The sequence below is a fragment of the Pseudomonas oryzihabitans NBRC 102199 genome (genome assembly GCF_000730625.1).
GTDB lineage: Bacteria > Pseudomonadota > Gammaproteobacteria > Pseudomonadales > Pseudomonadaceae > Chryseomonas > Chryseomonas oryzihabitans.
On sequence record NZ_BBIT01000026.1, the window covers coordinates 28,320 to 46,541 of the forward strand.

At 66.1% G+C, this 18,222-nt stretch carries 19 protein-coding genes; 11 read left to right on the forward strand and 8 right to left on the reverse strand.

Annotation, left to right across the window (positions count from 1 at the left end; translation table 11 throughout):
• Positions 1-164: 164 nt before the first annotated feature.
• The gene (locus POR01S_RS22405) at positions 165-2,018 is read left to right on the forward strand and encodes a pyruvate kinase (RefSeq protein WP_042138443.1); all 1,854 of its coding nucleotides are present in this window, start codon (positions 165-167) and stop codon (positions 2,016-2,018) included.
• 21 nt (positions 2,019-2,039) lie between these two features.
• Here the strand turns inward: POR01S_RS22405 and POR01S_RS22410 are convergent, their stop codons facing one another.
• The 5 genes from POR01S_RS22410 to apbC form a co-directional block, all read right to left on the reverse strand.
• Entirely contained in the window at positions 2,040-2,930 is an 891-nt protein-coding gene (locus POR01S_RS22410) for a S66 peptidase family protein (RefSeq protein WP_027597615.1), read from the reverse strand.
• A complete protein-coding gene (locus tag POR01S_RS22415) occupies positions 2,927-3,730 on the reverse strand; it encodes an MOSC domain-containing protein (RefSeq protein WP_042138446.1) in 804 nt (267 codons plus the stop codon). Before POR01S_RS22415 ends, POR01S_RS22410 begins: the two co-directional genes overlap by 4 nt.
• 72 nt (positions 3,731-3,802) lie before the next feature.
• Positions 3,803-4,732, reverse strand: coding sequence for a chemotaxis protein CheV (locus POR01S_RS22420; protein WP_007162762.1), 930 nt, complete (start codon positions 4,730-4,732; stop codon positions 3,803-3,805).
• A 116-nt stretch (positions 4,733-4,848) separates the two neighbouring features.
• Positions 4,849-5,415, reverse strand: coding sequence for a dCTP deaminase (dcd, locus tag POR01S_RS22425; RefSeq protein WP_007162761.1), 567 nt, complete (start codon positions 5,413-5,415; stop codon positions 4,849-4,851).
• A gap of 81 nt (positions 5,416-5,496) precedes the next feature.
• A complete protein-coding gene (gene apbC / locus POR01S_RS22430; RefSeq protein ID WP_027597613.1) occupies positions 5,497-6,591 on the reverse strand; it encodes an iron-sulfur cluster carrier protein ApbC in 1,095 nt (364 codons plus the stop codon).
• Between the two features lie 122 nt (positions 6,592-6,713).
• Here apbC and POR01S_RS22435 point away from each other — a divergent pair, with 122 nt between their 5' ends.
• The 5 genes from POR01S_RS22435 (at position 6,714) to POR01S_RS22455 (ending at position 11,976) form a co-directional block, all read left to right on the forward strand.
• Complete coding sequence (locus POR01S_RS22435; protein ID WP_042138448.1) at positions 6,714-7,865, forward strand: M14 family metallopeptidase; 1,152 nt, start codon at positions 6,714-6,716, stop codon at positions 7,863-7,865.
• A gap of 98 nt (positions 7,866-7,963) precedes the next feature.
• Complete coding sequence (gene metG / locus POR01S_RS22440; protein WP_042138450.1) at positions 7,964-10,003, forward strand: methionine--tRNA ligase; 2,040 nt, start codon at positions 7,964-7,966, stop codon at positions 10,001-10,003.
• A gap of 42 nt (positions 10,004-10,045) precedes the next feature.
• Positions 10,046-11,020: an RnfABCDGE type electron transport complex subunit B gene (locus POR01S_RS22445; protein WP_027601304.1), complete on the forward strand. Its 975-nt coding sequence runs from the start codon at positions 10,046-10,048 to the stop codon at positions 11,018-11,020.
• The gene (gene nth / locus POR01S_RS22450) at positions 11,017-11,655 is read left to right on the forward strand and encodes an endonuclease III (RefSeq protein ID WP_042138452.1); all 639 of its coding nucleotides are present in this window, start codon (positions 11,017-11,019) and stop codon (positions 11,653-11,655) included. Before POR01S_RS22445 ends, nth begins: the two co-directional genes overlap by 4 nt.
• Before the next feature lie 141 nt (positions 11,656-11,796).
• A complete protein-coding gene (locus tag POR01S_RS22455; protein ID WP_007162755.1) occupies positions 11,797-11,976 on the forward strand; it encodes a PA3496 family putative envelope integrity protein in 180 nt (59 codons plus the stop codon).
• A 50-nt stretch (positions 11,977-12,026) separates the two neighbouring features.
• On the opposite strand, the gene POR01S_RS22460 is transcribed toward POR01S_RS22455, so the two are convergent.
• Positions 12,027-13,244, reverse strand: a complete 1,218-nt coding sequence (locus tag POR01S_RS22460; RefSeq protein ID WP_007162754.1) for an argininosuccinate synthase — start codon at positions 13,242-13,244, stop codon at positions 12,027-12,029.
• Between the two features lie 117 nt (positions 13,245-13,361).
• Entirely contained in the window at positions 13,362-14,312 is a 951-nt protein-coding gene (locus POR01S_RS22465; protein ID WP_042138454.1) for a flagellar protein MotY, read from the reverse strand.
• Positions 14,313-14,453: 141 nt separating this feature from the next.
• Between POR01S_RS22465 and pyrC the strand changes: the two genes are divergently transcribed.
• The 4 genes from pyrC (at position 14,454) to bfr (ending at position 17,169) form a co-directional block, all read left to right on the forward strand.
• Positions 14,454-15,497: a dihydroorotase gene (gene pyrC / locus POR01S_RS22470; protein WP_042138456.1), complete on the forward strand. Its 1,044-nt coding sequence runs from the start codon at positions 14,454-14,456 to the stop codon at positions 15,495-15,497.
• A gap of 2 nt (positions 15,498-15,499) precedes the next feature.
• On the forward strand, positions 15,500-16,171 hold the full coding sequence (rnt, locus tag POR01S_RS22475; protein WP_371099723.1) for a ribonuclease T: 672 nt from the start codon (positions 15,500-15,502) through the stop codon (positions 16,169-16,171).
• A gap of 110 nt (positions 16,172-16,281) precedes the next feature.
• Entirely contained in the window at positions 16,282-16,497 is a 216-nt protein-coding gene (locus POR01S_RS22480) for a bacterioferritin-associated ferredoxin (RefSeq protein ID WP_007162750.1), read from the forward strand.
• Positions 16,498-16,689: 192 nt separating this feature from the next.
• Positions 16,690-17,169 (forward strand): bacterioferritin, encoded by a 480-nt coding sequence (gene bfr / locus POR01S_RS22485; protein WP_027597606.1) that lies wholly within the window; start codon positions 16,690-16,692, stop codon positions 17,167-17,169.
• A 60-nt stretch (positions 17,170-17,229) separates the two neighbouring features.
• Here bfr and grxD read toward each other — a convergent pair whose 3' ends face one another.
• Positions 17,230-17,556, reverse strand: coding sequence for a Grx4 family monothiol glutaredoxin (grxD, locus tag POR01S_RS22490; RefSeq protein ID WP_007162748.1), 327 nt, complete (start codon positions 17,554-17,556; stop codon positions 17,230-17,232).
• A gap of 244 nt (positions 17,557-17,800) precedes the next feature.
• Between grxD and POR01S_RS22495 the strand changes: the two genes are divergently transcribed.
• Positions 17,801-18,205 (forward strand): DUF3597 domain-containing protein, encoded by a 405-nt coding sequence (locus POR01S_RS22495; RefSeq protein ID WP_007162747.1) that lies wholly within the window; start codon positions 17,801-17,803, stop codon positions 18,203-18,205.
• Positions 18,206-18,222 lie beyond the last annotated feature (17 nt).

Consider the following 18,222-nt stretch of genomic DNA (forward strand, 5'->3'; position numbering starts at 1 on the left):
CCTGGCCGACTCCCTATGGACGCCAGCGGCGGCCTGCGCGATGAGTGGCCATCTGCCGCTAATGTCTGGCAACACTTGGCTTTTCACTTCTCCGGCGGTCACGGGTCCGAGACAGGAACGCCCGGTGAGCGTCTCGCCTGGGCCCCCGCTGCTGGAGACCTATCGTGCCGCCCCGTTCGACCTCGCGTTCCCGGACCTCCGATCACGATCTCGCCACCCTCCTCGCTGAACTGCGCGCCCTCCAGGATGCCCTGCACCAGGCCAGCGCGGATCCGCGCCTGGATCGCCAGGCGCTCAATCCTGCCTACCTCGCCAGCGCCCAGAACCTGCTCGCCTATCTGGCGTTGCGCGAGGGCGATCTGCACGGCCTTCAGCTGCGCCTCTCCGCCCTGGGGCTGTCGTCGCTGGGTCGTTCCGAAGCCGCGGTGCTGCCGGCGGTGGCGACCCTTATCAACACCCTGGAGCGACTGCTCGGCGGGAGCCCGGCGGCGCGGCCCACGGCCAAGGCCGCCAACCCGCTGGCGGATCACGCCCGCATGCTGTTCGGCTCCCCTGCCGCCGAGCGGGAGGTGCGCATCATGGTCACCTTGCCGCGCGAGGCCGCGGACAACTATTCCCTGGTGCGGGATCTGCTGGCGGCGCACATGGATTGCGTGCGCATCAACTGCGCCCACGACGAACCGGCCAGCTGGAAGCGGATGATCGAGCACGTGCGCCGTGCCAGCGCGGAGCTGGACCGGCCCTGCAAGGTGTTCATGGACCTGCCGGGCCCCAAGCTGCGTACCGGGCCCATCGCCACGGGCGCGGCGGTGCAGAAGGTGAAGCCCGAACGCGATGCCCAGGGCCGCGTCCGCCAGCCGGCGCGGATCTGGCTGACCGGCCGTCGCCAGCCGCGACCGGCGCCCTCCCCGGCCGCCGCCAGTGTCCAAGTGGGCGAACGCTGGCTGAAGGATCTGCAGCCGGGCGACCATATCCGCCTGGTGGACACCCGGCAGGCGCAGCGGCGCTGGACGGTGGTCGAGGTCGGCGACCGCGGCTGCTGGGCGGAGGCGACCAAGACCACCTACCTTGCGCCCGGACTGCGTCTGAGCGTCACGCGCGAGGGGCGCAAGAGACACAGCCGCATTGGTGATTTCGCCCCGCAGCCGGGTGCCCTGCGCCTCGCCGAGGATGATCTGCTGATCCTGACTGCCGACCAGACGCCCGGCCGGCCCGCCAGCCAGGACAGCGGCGGTCGCCTGCTGACACCCGCCACCCTGGGCTGCACCCTGCCCCAGGTGTTCGCCGACGTGCGCGGCGGCGAGCCGGTCTGGTTCGACGACGGCAAGATCGGCGGGGTGATCGAAGGCGCCGATCAGGATGCGCTGCAGGTCCGTATCACCCACGCGCCGGGCGGCGCCAAGCTCAAGGGCGACAAGGGCATCAACTTTCCCCAGAGCAACCTGCGGCTGGCAGCGCTGGGCGAACAGGACCTCGCAGCCCTGGCGTTTGCCGCCGAGCACGCCGACGCCATCGAGATGTCCTTCGTCAACAGCGCCGACGACGTCCGTGCGCTGCTCGCGGAACTCGAGCGCCTGCAGGCCGAGCACCTGGGTGTGGTACTGAAGATCGAGACCCGCCGCGGTTTCGACAACCTTCCCGCACTGCTGCTGGCCGGCATGCAGCGCGGCGGCTTCGGCGTGATGATCGCCCGCGGCGACCTGGCGGTGGAAGGCGGCTTCGAGCGCCTGGCGGCGCTGCAGGAAGATATCCTCTGCCTGTGCGAAGCGGCCCACGTGCCGGTGATCTGGGCGACCCAGGTGCTGGAGAATCTGGCCAAGAAGGGTTCGCCTTCGCGCGCCGAGATCACCGATGCCGCCACCGGAGTCCGCGCCGAATGCGTGATGCTCAACAAGGGCCCGCACATCCTCAAGGCGGTCGCCACCCTGGATGAACTGCTGGTGCGGATGCAGGGCTATAACAGCAAGAAGCGCCAGATGCTGCGCAAGCTGGAGCTGGCCTCGCCCTGGGCGGACTGATCCGCCCAGGATCGGTCGGGCCTAGAGCACCTGCAGGCGACCCGCTTCCAGGCGCACCCGGGCGCCATAGGGCCAGGCCTGGTTGTCCGGGCCATGGCCGCTGGGCAGGCCGCGATAAAGGGCGATGCCGCGCGGCGCCAGCCATTCGGCGAAGATCTCTTCCAGCGACTGCTCGACGTTGCGCGCCGGGCAGTCGGTGAAGGTGCCCAGGCAGACCGCGCCGATGCGGTGCTCGGTGAGGTTGCCGAGCAACTGGCAGAGGCTGCGTTCGAGTCGATAGTAGGGCTCGCCGACATCTTCCAGCATGAGGATGGCGCCATCGTGGGGACGCAGCGCCGCGGCGGTGCCGACCACGCTGGCCAGCGTGGTCAGGTTGCCGCCGATCAGCTCGCCGGCAGGCACCTGGGCCGGACCGGCCAGGCGCTCCAGCTGCCAGGCCGGACGGCCACCGGCGCACAGCTCCAGGACTGACTCCAGCGAGCGGGTCCGGGCCGCCTGGGTAGCCGGATCCTCGTCGCGGCGCCCCCAGTCCAGGGCGCCAGGACCATGGATGGCGGTGAGACCGCGGCGATGGAAGGCTTCCAGCAGCACCGTCAGGTCGGAATAGCCGATCAGCGGCCGGCCCTTGCTGCTGGACAGGCGCGACCAGTCCAGCCAGGGCAGCAGCTGTGCGGATCCATAACCGCCGCGCAGGCACCAGACCGCATCCACGTCCGCCTGGCTGAAGGCCCAGTGCAGATCTGCGGCCCGCTCCTCGGCGGTCCCGGCGAGATAGCGATGACGCTTGAGCGCCTGCTCGCCCAGCACCGCTTCGATGCCGGCCGCCTGCAGCTGTTCGATCGCCGCCGTGACCAGCTCCTGCTTGACCGCACCTGCCGGACTTACCAGCGCCACACGCCGCACGGGAGTCATTCCAGCACCTCCACCGGCATGCCAGCCTCGATGACGCCGCGCCCCAGGGGGATGACGTTCATGCCGAACAGCATGCGATTGTCGTGGAAGCGGTATTCGCGCAGGGCGGTCAGTGGCTGACGATCCGGATCCTTTTCGCCGGTCACCGGATCCTGGGTGATGACGATGCAGCGCGAGCAGGGACAGGCGACGGCGAAGTCCACCGTGCCGATGCGCAGCCGTTTCCAGCCGTCCTCGGCATAGGCCGCGGTGCCCTCCACCACCAGATTAGGCCGAAAGCGCAGCATTTCCAGCGGTTTGCCCACCCGCTCCGCCAGATCGGCCAGGGAGGCCTCGCTGGTCAGCAGCAGGGGAAAGCCGTCGGCGAAGTGGACCTTCTGTCCCGGCTCGGCGAAATCGGTATTGATCTGGCGTGCATGGCTTTCGGCGATGTACACCAGGCGGCAGCGGCGCCCGAGGAAGTCGCTCAGCCAGGCATCGGCCTCGGCGGCGACCGGCGCCTGCAGGGTGTCGCGCCAGATGGTCACGCCTAGCTGCTCACCGGTGGCATCGGGCACCGCCACCTCGAGCGGAGTCCGCCCTGGCGCGCTCAGGCGCAGTCGATCGGCGGCCAGCCAGCGCGCCTCGATGTGATTCATCTGCGCAAGCTGGCGCAGGGTCAGGAAGCGACCGGTGTCGGCATCCACCACCATCCAGCGGCGATCCCCCACCAGGCCCAGGGCATCCACCTCGGCCTGGGCGAGGGATTCCACGGCCGTCGACTTGACGGGATAACGATAGAGGGCACTGAGGTGCGACATGGGCGCGGCTTCCTGGCGGCGGACAAAGGCCGTCAGTGTAAGGGAGGCGCCGGAGCGGCGAAACCGCGGGGATCAGCCCTCGGCCAGTGCCAGGCGGCGGCGGACTTCCTCGACCAACTGATCGGGCTGGAACTTGGAGAGGAAGGCGTTGCAGCCGACCTTCTTCACCATGGCTTCGTTGAAGCTGCCCGACAGCGAGGTGTGCAGCACCACATAGAGGTCGGCGAGGCGCGGATCCTGGCGGATCTCGGTGGTCAGGCGATAGCCGTCCATTTCCGGCATCTCGGCATCGGTCAGCACCATCAGCAGCTTCTCGGTCAGCACCACGCCTTCGTCGGCCCAGGCCTTGAGCTTGCGCAGGGCCTGCAGGCCGTCGGTGGCGACGTGGAATTTCAGATCCAGCTGGACCAGGGTGTCGCGCAGCTGGCCGATGGCGGTGCTGGAGTCGTCCACCAGCAGCACCTCGCGACCGCGGGCCTTGGCCAGCAGCGGATCGGCCAGGCGTTCCTGGGAGACCTTGACGTTGTAGGGCGCGATCTCGGCCAGCACCTTTTCCACGTCGATCACCTCCACCAGGCGGTCTTCGATGCGGGTGATGGCGGTCAGGTAGTGCTGCCGTCCGGCACCGCCGGGCGGGGCCTGGATGCTGTCCCAGTTGAGGTTGATGATGCGATCGACGCTGCCGACCAGGAAGGCCTGCACCGAGCGGTTGTACTCGGTGACGATGATGGTGCTGTTCTCGTCGGGCGTGATGGGTCGCATGCCGATGGCGGCGGCCAGGTCGATCACCGGCAGGGTCTGGCCACGCAGGTGGACCACGCCGCAGATCATCGGGTGGCGCTTGGGCATCTGGGTCAGGCGCGGCAGCTTGAGGACTTCCTGCACCTTGAACACGTTGATGGCGAACATCTGCCGGCTGGACAGCTGGAACATGAGAATTTCCAGACGATTCTCGCCAACCAGCTGGGTGCGTTGATCGACGGTGTCGAGAATGCCGGCCATGGAAAGTCCACTCCAAAGATAAGTCAGGTCACAGGCTATCGGCGGCCGTGGACTTTTCTTGAGGCCCGGAAACGGCGAAGCCGCCAGACAGGCGGCTTCGCTCGAATAGCGCCAAGTCAGGCGCGTGGCAGGGTCACGCCGCGCTGGCCCTGGTACTTGCCGCCGCGATCCTTGTAGGACACCTCGCAAGCCTCGTCGGATTGCAGGAACAGCATCTGGGCCACGCCTTCGTTGGCGTAGATCTTGGCCGGCAGGGTGGTGGTGTTGGAGAACTCCAGGGTCACGTGCCCTTCCCACTCGGGCTCCAGCGGGGTGACGTTGACGATGATGCCGCAACGGGCATAGGTGCTCTTGCCCAGGCAGATGGTCAGGACGTCGCGCGGAATGCGGAAATATTCCACGGTGCGCGCCAGGGCGAAGGAGTTCGGCGGGATGATGCAGACGTCGCTGACCACGTCGACGAAACTCTTGTCGTCGAAGTTCTTGGGATCCACCACCGCCGAATGGATGTTGGTGAACACCTTGAATTCGTTGGCGCAGCGCACGTCGTAGCCGTAGCTGGACACCCCGTAGGAGATCACCCGGCTGTCGTCCGCGCCGCGCATCTGGCGCTCGACGAAGGGCTCGATCATGCCGTGCTCCTGGGCCATGCGGCGAATCCACTTGTCCGATTTGATGCTCATGGCAGGTCTGGCTCCGGGGCGAAAAAATTGACCGCGCATTCTAGAGGATCGCAGCGCGGTCTCAAAGGCGAACGGACGAAATCAGTCGTCACTGACGGTGATGGTCGGCATGCCGCCACCGGCCTGACCGCCCAAGGCGATGCGGGCCCCGACTTTGCGCGCCAGTTCCTGGTAGATCAGCGCGATCTGGCTGTCGGGATCGGCGATGGCGGTGGGGCGCCCGGCGTCGGCCTGCTCGCGGATGGCCATGGCCAGCGGCAGCGAGGCCAGGAGGTCCACGCCGTACTGCTCGGCCAGCCGGCCGCCGCCGCCTTCGCCGAACAGGTGCTCGGCGTGGCCGCAGTTGGAGCAGATGTGCACCGCCATGTTTTCCACCACCCCGAGCACCGGGATATTGACCTTCTGGAACATCTCCACGCCCTTCTTGGCGTCCAGCAGGGCCAGGTCCTGGGGCGTGGTGACGATCACCGCGCCGGCCACCGGCACCTTCTGCGCCAGGGTCAGCTGGATGTCGCCGGTGCCCGGCGGCATGTCGATCACCAGGTAGTCGAGGTCATTCCAGGCGGTCTGGGTGATCAGCTGGATCAGGGCGCCGGAGACCATGGGGCCACGCCAGGCCACCGGGGTCTTGTCGTTGGTGAGGAAGGCCATGGACATGACCTCGACGCCATGGGCCTGCAGCGGGATGAACCACTTTTCGTCGCGCACCTCGGGACGGGTGCCCTCGGCGAAGCCGAACATGATGCCCTGGCTGGGACCATAGATGTCGGCGTCCAGCACCCCGACCCGGGCGCCTTCGCGGGCCAGCGCCAGCGCCAGGTTGGCGGCGGTGGTGGACTTGCCCACCCCGCCCTTGCCCGAGGCCACGGCGATGATGTTCTTGACGTTGCCCATGGCTTCCAGCTGCGGCTGGGCGGCGTGGGGCGCGATTATGCAGTCGACCTGGATCTCGGCGGTGTCGACCCCGGGCACGTTCTCCAGCGCGGTCTTGAGCACCTGGGCCAGGCCACCCTTGAAAAGTCCGGCGGCATAGCCCAGCTCGAAGCGGGCGCGCACCCGGCCACCGTCCAGCGCGAGGTCGCGCAGGGCACCGGCGCTGAGCAGGTCCTGTTCGAGATAGGGATCGTGATACTGGCGCAGCGCGGCCTCGATGGCCTCGCGAGTCGGAGCGGTCATGCAGACTCCCGGAAACAGCGGATAGGAAAGAGAAGCTGCGGCCTATGCTACCCACTGTCCTTGCTAAAGCCTATCCACGCGGCGCTACACTCCCGGCTTTCCCCTCGCCCGTGGAGCCCTGCGTGAACGCCTCTTCCCTGCACATCAGTTCCACCTTCGACAGCGGCGCCGTCGAGGTGCTGTCCCTGGCCGACCACGCCGACATCCGCCTGCGCATCCGCCCGGACACCGCCTCGCCCTTCACCCAGTGGTTCCATTTCCGTCTCGAAGGCGCCCGCGGCCTGCCCTGCCAACTGAGCTTCGACAACGCCGGCGAGTGCGCCTACCCCGAAGGTTGGCGCGACTATGGGGTGGTGGCCAGCTATTGCGGCCAGCAGTGGTTCCGCATCCCCAGCCGCTATGACGGCAAGACCCTGAGCTGGACGGTCACCCCGGAGCACGACAGCCTGTTCTTCGCCTATTTCGAGCCCTATCCGGAGAGCCGCCACCTGGCCTTCATGGGCGAAGCCCAGCGGCATCCCGCCGTCCGTCTGGAAACCGTCGGCCGTTCGCTGCTGGGACGTTCGCTGGACCTGCTGCGCATCGGCACGCCGGGCGTCGGCAAGAAGAACATCTGGATCATCGCCCGCCAGCACCCCGGCGAGCCCATGGCCGAGTGGTTCGTCGAAGGCCTGCTGCGCCGGCTGCTGGGCCTGGGCGAACACCAGGGCGATCCGGTGGGCGGCAAGCTGCTGGAGCACGCGGTGCTGCACGTGGTGCCGAACATGAATCCCGATGGTTCGGCCCTGGGCAATCTGCGCACCAACGCCGCCGGTGCCAACCTCAACCGGGAATGGCTGGAGCCGGACGAAGGACGCAGTCCCGAGGTGCTGGCGGTACGCCGGGCCATCGCGGCGAGCGGCTGCGATCTGTTCCTCGACATCCACGGTGACGAAGCCCTGCCCTATGTCTTCGTCGACGGCTGCAACGGCCTGCCCAACTTCGGCGAGCGCGAGGAAGCCGAGCAACGGGCCTTCCTGCAGCGCTTCCAGCGCGCCAGTCCGGACTTCCAGACCCAGTACGGCTATCCCCGCGGTCATTTCGGCAGCGAGACCCTGAAGCTCGCCACCAAGTACGTCGGTCATACCCATGGCTGCCTGGCGCTGACCCTGGAGCTGCCGTTCAAGGACAACGCCAACGATCCCCGCCCGGACGTCGGCTGGAACGGTGCCCGCAGCGCCGCCCTGGGTGCCGCCATGGTCAGTGCCCTGTATTGGCAGCTGGCGGATCTCTAAGTCCGGACCTGCACCCGCCCATCCCCACGGATGAAACCGACCGGCCATTTCGCTATGATGGTCGGTCACCTTATCAGCGTCGCGATCCAGCCAAGACCATGACCGAGCCCCGCAAGATTCTTGTCACCAGCGCCCTGCCCTATGCCAACGGCTCCATCCACCTCGGCCACATGGTCGAGTACATCCAGACCGACATCTGGGCGCGCTTTCAGCGGCTGCGCGGCAACCAGTGCCTCTATGTCTGCGCCGACGACGCCCACGGCTCGGCCATCATGCTGCGCGCCGAGCGTGAGGGCATAACGCCCGAACAGCTGATCGACAACGTCAAGCGCGAGCACAGCGCCGATTTCGCCGACTTCGGCGTGGCCTTCGACAACTTCCATTCCACCCATGCGGAAGAGAATCGCGAGCTGTCGCGCGCCATCTACCTGAAGCTGCGCGAAAACGGCCACATCGCCACCCGTCCGGTCACCCAGTATTTCGACCCGGACAAGCAGATGTTCCTGGCCGATCGCTTCATCAAGGGCACCTGTCCCAAGTGCGGCAGCGCCGACCAGTACGGCGACAACTGCGAGAAGTGCGGCGCCACCTATGCGCCCACCGAGCTGAAGGATCCCAAGTCGGCCATCTCCGGCGCGACCCCGGTGCTGCGCGAATCCGAGCACTTCTTCTTCAAGCTCCCCGATTTCACCGAGATGCTCAAGGGCTGGACTCGCGGCGGCGCCCTGCAGGAATCGGTCGCCAACAAGATCGCCGAGTGGCTGGACGCCGGCCTGCAGGAGTGGGACATCTCCCGGGATGCGCCCTACTTCGGCTTCGAGATCCCCGACGCCCCGGGCAAGTACTTCTATGTCTGGCTGGATGCCCCCATCGGCTACATGGCCAGCTTCAAGAATCTCTGCGATCGCCGCGACGACCTGGATTTCGACGCCTTCTGGAACAAGGACAGCAGCGCCGAGCTGTACCACTTCATCGGCAAGGACATCGTCAACTTCCACGCGCTGTTCTGGCCGGCCATGCTCGAAGGCGCCGGCTACCGCAAGCCGACCGCGCTCAACGTCCACGGCTTCCTTACCGTCGACGGCCAGAAGATGTCCAAGTCCCGTGGCACCTTCATCAAGGCGCGCACCTACCTGGATCACCTCAATCCCGAGTACCTGCGCTACTACTTCGCCGCCAAGCTCTCGCGCCACGTCGAAGACATCGACCTGAACCTCGAAGACTTCGTGCAGAAGGTCAACTCCGACCTGGTGGGCAAGGTGGTCAACATCGCCAGCCGCTGCGCCGGCTTCATTCACAAGGGCAACGCCGGCCTGCTGGTGGACGCCCAGGCCGCGCCCGAGCTGGAAGCCGCCTTCCGCGCCGCCGCGCCGAGCATCGCCGAGGCCTATGAGACCCGCGACTTCGGCCGCGCCATGCGCGAGATCATGGCCCTGGCCGATCGCGCCAACGCCTGGATCGCCGATAAGGCGCCCTGGAGTCTGGCCAAGCAGGACGGTAAGCAGGATGAGGTCCAGGCCATCTGCGCCCAGGGCATCGAGCTCTTCCGCCAGCTGGCGATCCTGCTCAAGCCGGTGCTGCCCAACCTGGTCGCTGCCGCCGAGAGCTTCCTCAATGTCGCCCCCCTGACCTGGGCCGACCTGGACACGCGCCTGGCCAATCATCAGCTCAATGCCTTCCAGCCCCTGCTCACCCGCATCGAACCCGCCAAGGTGCAGACCATGATCGACGCTTCCAAGGAAGACCTGGCCGCCCAGGCCGCACCCCAGCCCACCGGCAACGGCGAACTGACCAAGGCCCCGCTGGCCGAGACCATCGACTTCGACACCTTCTCCAAGGTCGATCTGCGCATCGCCCTGATCGAGAAGGCCGAGTTCGTCGAGGGCGCCGACAAGCTGCTGCGACTGACCCTGGACATCGGCGATGCCAAGCGCAACGTCTTCTCCGGCATCAAGAGCGCCTACCCGGAGCCGAGCCAGCTCGAAGGCCGCCTGACCCTGTACGTTGCCAACCTGGCGCCGCGCAAGATGAAGTTCGGCGTCTCCGAAGGCATGGTCCTGGCCGCCGGCCCCGGCGGCAGCGAGATCCACCTGCTCAGCCCCGACAGCGGCGCCAAGCCCGGCCAGCGGGTGATGTGATAGCGACGGCGCCCCAGGGCGCCGTCCTTTCAAGTGCAAGCCATGAACGCTCAACCTACCCTCATCACCGCCATCGACGCCCTCTTGCCGCAGACCCAGTGCGGCAAGTGCGGCCATCCCGGTTGCCAGCCCTATGCGGCGGGCATCGCCGCGGGCGAAGCGCACAACAAGTGCCCACCCGGCGGCACCGCCACCATCCTCGAGCTTTCGGCGCTGCTCCAGCGTCCGGCGCTGCCTCTGGACTCGCCCTACCCGGTGACGCCCAGCCAGCGTGCGGTGATTCGCGAGGCCGACTGCATCGGCTGCACCAAGTGCATCCAGGTCTGCCCCACCGACGCCATCCTTGGCGCAGCCAAGCTGATGCACACCGTCATCGAGAGCGAATGCAGCGGTTGTGAACTGTGTCTGGCACCCTGCCCGGTGGACTGCATCGACCTGGTGGCGGTACCGGCCCCGGTCGATCGCCCGGCGGAGCGTCGCCGCGCGCAGTACTACCGCCGCCGCTTCGACGCCCGCCAAGCGCGCCTGCAGCGCGACCGCGAGCGCCTGGAGGCCGAACGCCAGCGGCGGCAGGTGCCTCCTGCAGTCAGCACGCCGGCGGAGACGCCGGCCACCGCGGACGCTGCGCTCAAACCCTTGAAGATCGCCGCCGCCATGGCCCGGGTCGCCCTGCAAAAGGCCGAACGGCAACTGGCGCAGTACGGCACACCGGCCCTGGAGGCCCAGGTGCAGCAACTGCGCGAAGCCGCCGAGCAGGCCCAGGTGGCCCTGGACAGCGCGCAGCGTGGAGCGGCCACCGCCAGGGCGCCGGCCCTGGCGACGCCAGCCACCGACCCCGCCGCCCTCAAGCAGGCACGCATCGCCGCCACCCTGGCGCGTGCCCAGCTGACCAAGGCCGAGCGCGCCTTCGGTAGCGCGCCCACCCCCGAGCAGAGCGCTCAACTGGCTGCCCTGCGCGGCGCCGCTCAGCAGGCTGCCCACCGTCTCGCCGCACTGGAAAACCCGAACAGCCCATGAACGCCGCCAAACGCCTGGAGATCTTTCGCCGCCTGCACGAGGACAATCCCGATCCCAAGACGGAACTGGCCTACGCCTCGCCGTTCGAGTTGCTGATCGCGGTGATCCTCTCCGCCCAGGCCACCGATGTCAGCGTCAACAAGGCCACCGCCCGCCTCTATCCGGTGGCCAACACCCCCCAGGCCATCCTGGACCTGGGCGTGGAGGGGTTGTCGGAGTACATCAAGACCATCGGCCTCTACAACAGCAAGGCCAAGAACGTCATCGAGACCTGCCGGCTGCTGCTGGAGCGCCATGGCGGCGAGGTGCCCCAGACCCGCGAGGAACTGGAGGCGCTGCCCGGCGTGGGCCGCAAGACCGCCAACGTGGTGCTCAACACCGCCTTCCGCCAGCTCGCCATGGCGGTGGACACCCATATCTTCCGGGTCAGCAACAGAACCAATCTGGCACCCGGCAAGAACGTGGTGGAGGTCGAACTCAAGCTGCTCAAGGTGGTGCCCAAGGATTTCCTGCTGGATGCCCACCACTGGCTGATCCTGCACGGCCGCTATGTCTGCCAGGCGCGCAAGCCCCGCTGCGGCAGCTGCCGGATCGAGGATCTCTGCGAATACAAGGCGAAAACCTCTGACGATTGAAAAAGGGCCTGTCAAAGCCCTTTGGCGATTGAAAAAATCTTTTTTACCGGCCCCTGCTTTGTCGTTATAAGGTGCGCGAAAAGGTCCCGCAGCCCTGTCGATGAGTGCGTGTGATCCTGTCCAGCCTTGCAGGAGTTACCAATGGCCGAAGACAAAAGCGATATCGATGTAGACGATGATTTCGAGACCGATGGCGAAGCGCCCGAGACCGTCGAACCCGTCGTCAGCAAGACCAACCTGACCAAGCGGCGGCTGATCGACAACATGCTCGAAGAGCGCCGCCTGAAGCGGCAGATTTCCGAGTACGACTTCGATCTGTAAGCCATAAAAAACCCCAGCCGAGGCTGGGGTTCTGTCGTGCGGGGCGACCCTTACAGCAGGGTGCGGCCCTTGCCTGCGGCGATGCGCATGCGCAGGGCGTTGAGCTTGATGAAGCCCGCCGCGTCCGCCTGGTTGTAGGCGCCGCCGTCTTCTTCGAAGGTGGCGATGTTGGCGTCGAACAGCGACTCGTCGGACTTGCGGCCGACGACGATGACGTTGCCCTTGTACAGCTTCAGGCGCACCACGCCGTTCACGTTGGCCTGGGAGGCGTCGATCATCTGCTGCAGCATCAGCCGCTCGGGGCTCCACCAGTAGCCGGTGTAGATCAGGCTGGCGTACTTGGGCATCAGCTCGTCCTTGAGGTGGGCCACCTCGCGGTCGAGGGTGATGGACTCGATGGCGCGGTGGGCCTTGAGCATGATGGTGCCACCGGGGGTCTCGTAGCAGCCACGGGACTTCATGCCCACATAGCGGTTCTCGACGATGTCCAGGCGACCGATGCCGTTCTCGCCGCCGATGCGGTTCAGTTCGGCCAGCACGGTGGCCGGGCTCAGCTCCTTGCCGTCGATGGCGACGATGTCACCGTTGCGGTAGGTCAGCTCGAGATAGGTCGGGGTATCCGGCGCGGCTTCCGGCGACTTGGTCCAGCGCCACATGTCTTCTTCGTGCTCGGTCCAGGTGTCTTCCAGCACGCCGCCCTCGTAGGAGATGTGCAGCAGGTTGGCATCCATGGAGTACGGCGACTTCTTCTTGCCGTGGCGCTCGATCGGGATCTGATGCTTTTCGGCGTAGTCCATCAGCTTCTCGCGGGACAGCAGGTCCCACTCGCGCCAGGGCGCGATCACCTTGACGCCCGGCTTGAGGGCGTAGGCGCCCAGCTCGAAGCGCACCTGGTCGTTGCCCTTGCCGGTGGCGCCGTGGGAGATGGCGTCGGCGCCGGTCTCGTTGGCGATCTCGATCAGGCGCTTGGCGATCAGCGGACGGGCGATGGAGGTACCCAGCAGGTACTCGCCTTCGTAGACGGTATTGGCACGGAACATCGGGTAGACGAAGTCGCGGACGAATTCTTCGCGCAGGTCGTCGATGTAGATTTCCTTGACGCCCATGGCCTTGGCCTTGGCACGGGCCGGTTCGACTTCCTCGCCCTGGCCGAGGTCAGCGGTGAAGGTCACCACTTCGCAGTTATAGGTATCCTGCAGCCACTTGAGGATCACCGAGGTGTCCAGGCCGCCGGAATACGCCAGGACTACCTTCTTCACATCCGCCATGCCGTTCGCTCCCGTGTATTGCGTTGAGTCGGAAAGCGACAATTCTACTGGTCGCCTCGCTGCTTTTACAGGGGCGCGACGCACTCTGATGTCTGGGCGACATGCGGTCGGGGCGGATCAGCCCTTGGGCTTGGCCAGCGGTGCCGGGGTGGGCGCCGGCGATTCGGCCGGATTGGCCGCGGTACTGGTGGCTGGCGCAGCCGGCGGCTCGCCGCTCGGCGGGACCCGCGAGAACACCAGGGTCACCCGGCGGTTGAGCGCGCGATTGGCCTTGCTGGTGTTGGGCGCCACGGGGTACTGCTCGCCAAAGAAGCGCAATTCGATCTGCTCCGCGGCGAAGCCCTTGCTCTTGAGGTACTCCATCACCGCGATGGCGCGCAGCCGCGATTCCTGGCGGTTGTCCAGGCGGGTGCCCTGGTTGTCGCTGTAGCCGGAGACGATGACATGATTGACCGTCGGATCGGCGTTCAGGTATTCGTCGATGAGGTCGAGCTTGGCCTTGGCGAGGTCGTCGAGAGTATCGCCACCGCCCGGAAAATTGACCTGGGAATGGCGGATCTGCTCGAAGTTGACCGCCAGCAGCTTCTGGGTGCAGGCCTGGAATTGCTGGTAGGCCGGTTCGAAGCGCACTGGCAACAGTCGCACCTCGACGCGGTCGTCCAGGGCCCCCGAGCGACTCACCTGGGGCATGCGCCCCTCCATCAGCCCCGCCAGCAGGCGCTGCGCCTGCTGCGCGCTGGTGGCCAGCGCCTGCTCGCCCTCAACCACCTTGACCGAGCCAAGGCTGATATCGCCCAGCCCCGGCTTCCAGGGCACCGCCGCCGCCTTCAGGCTGGCGCTGCCCGCCGGCAACCACTGGCCATTGGGCCGCAGTTCGAACACCGTGGACTCGCCCGCGCGGCGCAGGAAGCCACCACTGCCGAAGCGCGGGATAGGCTGCAGCAGACGACAGGCGAAGATGTCACCCTCCACCTTCCATTCCACGCTCTCGAGCCGGCTCTGGAAGGTCATCCCCCAGGCCGGCACGGCGAGCAGCAGACAGGAAAGGAAGAGGTAACGCGGGCGCACGTCGGACTCCGGAAAGAAAAAGTACCTGGGGTTCTTATCGGTCGAGGGCGCGGAAAACTTGAGCGCGGTCCCGCCGCACGGGTGCCGGCTACCCCCTTTTCCGGTAGCATTTCCCTACTTTCCCGCAGCCTGGAATCCCGCATGACCGACCGGATCACCCTTGCCCGTCCCGATGACTGGCACATTCACCTGCGCGACGGCGCCGCCCTGCAGCAGACCGTCGCCGACGCCGCCCGGGAATTCGGTCGCGCCATCGTCATGCCCAACCTGGTACCGCCGGTGCGCAATGCCGAGCAGGCCGCCGCCTATCGCGAGCGCATCCTGGCGGCACGCCCGGCCGGCAGCCGCTTCGAACCGCTGATGGTGCTCTATCTCACCGACCGCACCAGCCCGGAAGACGTCCGCGCCGCCAAGGCCAGTGGCTTCGTGCATGCCGCCAAGCTCTATCCGGCCGGCGCCACCACCAACTCCGATTCCGGCGTGACCTCGCTGGACAATCTCTTCCCGACGCTGGAAGCCATGGCCGAGATCGGCCTGCCGCTGCTGGTGCACGGCGAGGTCACCCACGCCGAGGTGGACGTCTTCGACCGCGAGAAGAAATTCATCGACGAGCACCTGGTGCGCATCGTCCAGCGCTTCCCGACGCTCAAGGTGGTGTTCGAGCACATCACCACCGGTGACGCCGCCGCCTTCGTGCGCGAGGCCCCGGCCAACGTCGGCGCCACCATCACCGTCCACCACCTGCTGTACAACCGCAACCACATGCTGGTGGGCGGGATCCGGCCGCACTTCTACTGCCTGCCGATCCTCAAGCGCAACACCCACCAGAGCGCCCTGCTGGACGCCGCCACCAGCGGCAATCCCAAGTTCTTCCTAGGCACCGATTCGGCGCCCCACGCGCGTCACGCCAAGGAAGCGGCCTGCGGCTGCGCCGGCTGCTATACCGCCTATGGCGCCCTGGAGCTCTATGCCGAGGCGTTCGAGAGCCGCGATGCCCTCGACCGCCTGGAAGGCTTCGCCAGCCACTTCGGTGCCGATTTCTACGGCCTGCCGCGCAATGCCGAAACCGTCACCCTGGTGCGCGAGGACTGGCAGGCGCCGGCTTCCCTGCCCTTCGGTGACCACGAGGTGATTCCGCTGCGCGCCGGCGAGACCCTGCGCTGGCGCCTGGAGGTGGGTGCATGAGCATGGACGAGACCTTCAGCGACGAACTGGACGCCAGCCAGCCGATGTCCGACTCGCGCATCCCCATGGCCCGCCGCTTCCGCGGCTACCTGCCGGTGGTGGTGGATGTCGAGACCGGCGGCTTCAACGCCGCCACCGATGCCCTGCTGGAAATCGCCGCCACCACCGTGGCCATGGACGAGGAAGGCGTGCTCTATCCGGATCACACCTACTTCTTCCGCGTCGAACCCTTCGCCGGCGCCAACATCGAGGCGGCGGCGCTGGAATTCACCGGCATCAAGCTCGACCATCCGCTGCGCATGGCGGTGGGTGAAGAGCAGGCGCTCAGCGAGATCTTCAAGGGCGTGCGCAAGTCGCTCAAGTCCAGCGGCTGCAAGAGGGCCATCCTGGTCGGCCACAACAGCAGCTTCGACCTGGGCTTCCTCAATGCCGCGGTGTTGCGCTGCGGCCTGAAGCGCAATCCCTTCCACCCCTTCTCCAGCTTCGATACCGCGACCCTCGCCGGCCTGGCCTATGGCCAGACGGTGCTGGCCAAGGCCTGTCAGGCGGCCGGCATCGAATTCGATAACCGCGAAGCCCACTCCGCCCGCTACGACACCGAGAAGACCGCCGAGCTGTTCTGCGGCATCGTCAATCGCTGGCGGGAGATGGGTGGCTGGGTCGATCTCGACTGACCGTCCGTCGCCGATCCTGCCTTTGATGAGATTTTGCCGCCTACAACTTTGACAATCATTCTCATTGTCATTAGCTTTGGCGGCACCTCCACTCATACAGCAGGCGATCCATGTACGTGTGTCTTTGCCGTGGCGTGACCGACAAGCAGATTCGTGAAGCCATCTACGAGGGCTGCTGCAGTTATCGGGAAGTTCGGGAAAGCACCGGTTGCGCCACCCAGTGCGGCAAGTGCGCCTGCCTGGCCAAGCAGGTGGTCAAGGAAACCCTCGGCGAACTGCACGGCGCCCAGCAGCTCGCCTACGCGCTGGACGTGCCGCGCGCCTGAGCGCAAGCCCTGTAAAAAAAGCCGGACCCTGGGTCCGGCTTTTTTATTGTCTAATCAAACGCTTACGGAAAGGATGGAAAAGCTTCCGATTACCGTTCGATTTTCGTCGATTTTTCAACAACTTAAGCTTTTGACAAAGGGCTGTTCCACGCTCAGACTGCCGGCAATCCCACCCCATTCGTAGGTCCGGCCATGAAAGGCGATATCACCGTCATCCAGCATTTGAACAAGATCCTCGGCAACGAACTGGTGGCCATCAACCAGTACTTCCTGCATTCGCGGATGTACAACGACTGGGGTATCCGCAAACTCGGCCATCACGAGTACAAGGAATCCATCGACGAGATGAAGCACGCCGATCGCCTGATCGAGCGCATCCTGTTCCTGGAAGGCCTGCCCAATCTGCAGGACCTGGGCAAGCTGATGATCGGCGAGAATACCCAGGAGATGATCCAGTGCGACCTGCGCCTGGAAATCAGCGCCGTGGCCGATCTGCGTGAAGCCATCACCTACTGCGAAAGCGTACGGGACTACGTCAGCCGCGACATGCTCAAGGACATTCTCGAATCCGAGGAAGAGCACATCGACTGGCTGGAAACCCAGCTGAGCCTCATTGCCAGTGTCGGGATCGAGAACTACATCCAGTCGCAGATGCACGACGACGACGATTGATCGGGCAGACGCCCACAAAAAAGCCCGCACGTTGCGGGCTTTTTTTTATGGACCAGGGACTCAGGCGTCCTTGGTTTCCACGGCTTGCTTGATCAGGGTCTGCAATTCGCCCTTCTCGTAAAGTTCGGCGAGGATATCGCTGCCGCCGACCAGTTCACCGCCGACCCACAGCTGGGGGAAGGTCGGCCAGTTGGCGTACTTGGGCAGATTGGCGCGGATTTCCGGATTCTGCAGGATGTCGACGTAGGCGAATTTCTCGCCACAGGCCATCAGCACCTGAGCGGCACGGGAAGAGAAGCCGCACTGAGGCGCGTTCGGCGAACCCTTCATGTAGAGCAGCACGGGATTGTTGGCAATCTGGTCTTTGATGGTATCGATGATGTCCACGATGCACCTCGCTAATACGGTGGGACGATTGTAACGGAAAGGCCGGTGGAACGCCGGGATTTCCGCGACGTCCAGCCCGTGACAGGCGCGGCTCGACCTGGCAATCGACCACGTTCCGACCCGGCCGTTCGCCAGCACCATGACCATCCCGAGCGGCGCCAGGCAAAACTTTGGCGCCCGGGCCGTGGTCAGGTTAAGGGTAGGCGTCGCTCGGTGCGCCTGATCCAAGACCCAGGAGAACTCCATGAGCCTGTTCAGCAAGATCCTCTCGAAGCTCGGCATTGGTGAAGCCCATGCGGATACCCCCGCCGCTGCGCCCACCACCGGCGCGACCGATACCGCCGCACCCGCCGGCAGCCCGGCCGCCCCGACCGGCGCCACCCCCATGAGCCAGGTGGACGTCGCCGCCAAGCTTGACGGTCTGGCCGCCCAGAAAGGCGAACAGCTCAACTGGAAGACCTCCATCGTCGACCTGCTCAAGCTGCTCGACCTGGACAGCAGCCTGACCGCCCGCCAGGAGCTGGCCAAGGAACTGAACTGCCCCGCCGACAAGATGGGCGACTCCGCCCAGATGAACATGTGGCTGCACAAGGCCGTTCTGCAGAAGCTGGCCGACAACGGCGGCAACGTCCCCGCTGACCTGCTGTAAGGCACCGCCCCTTCGCT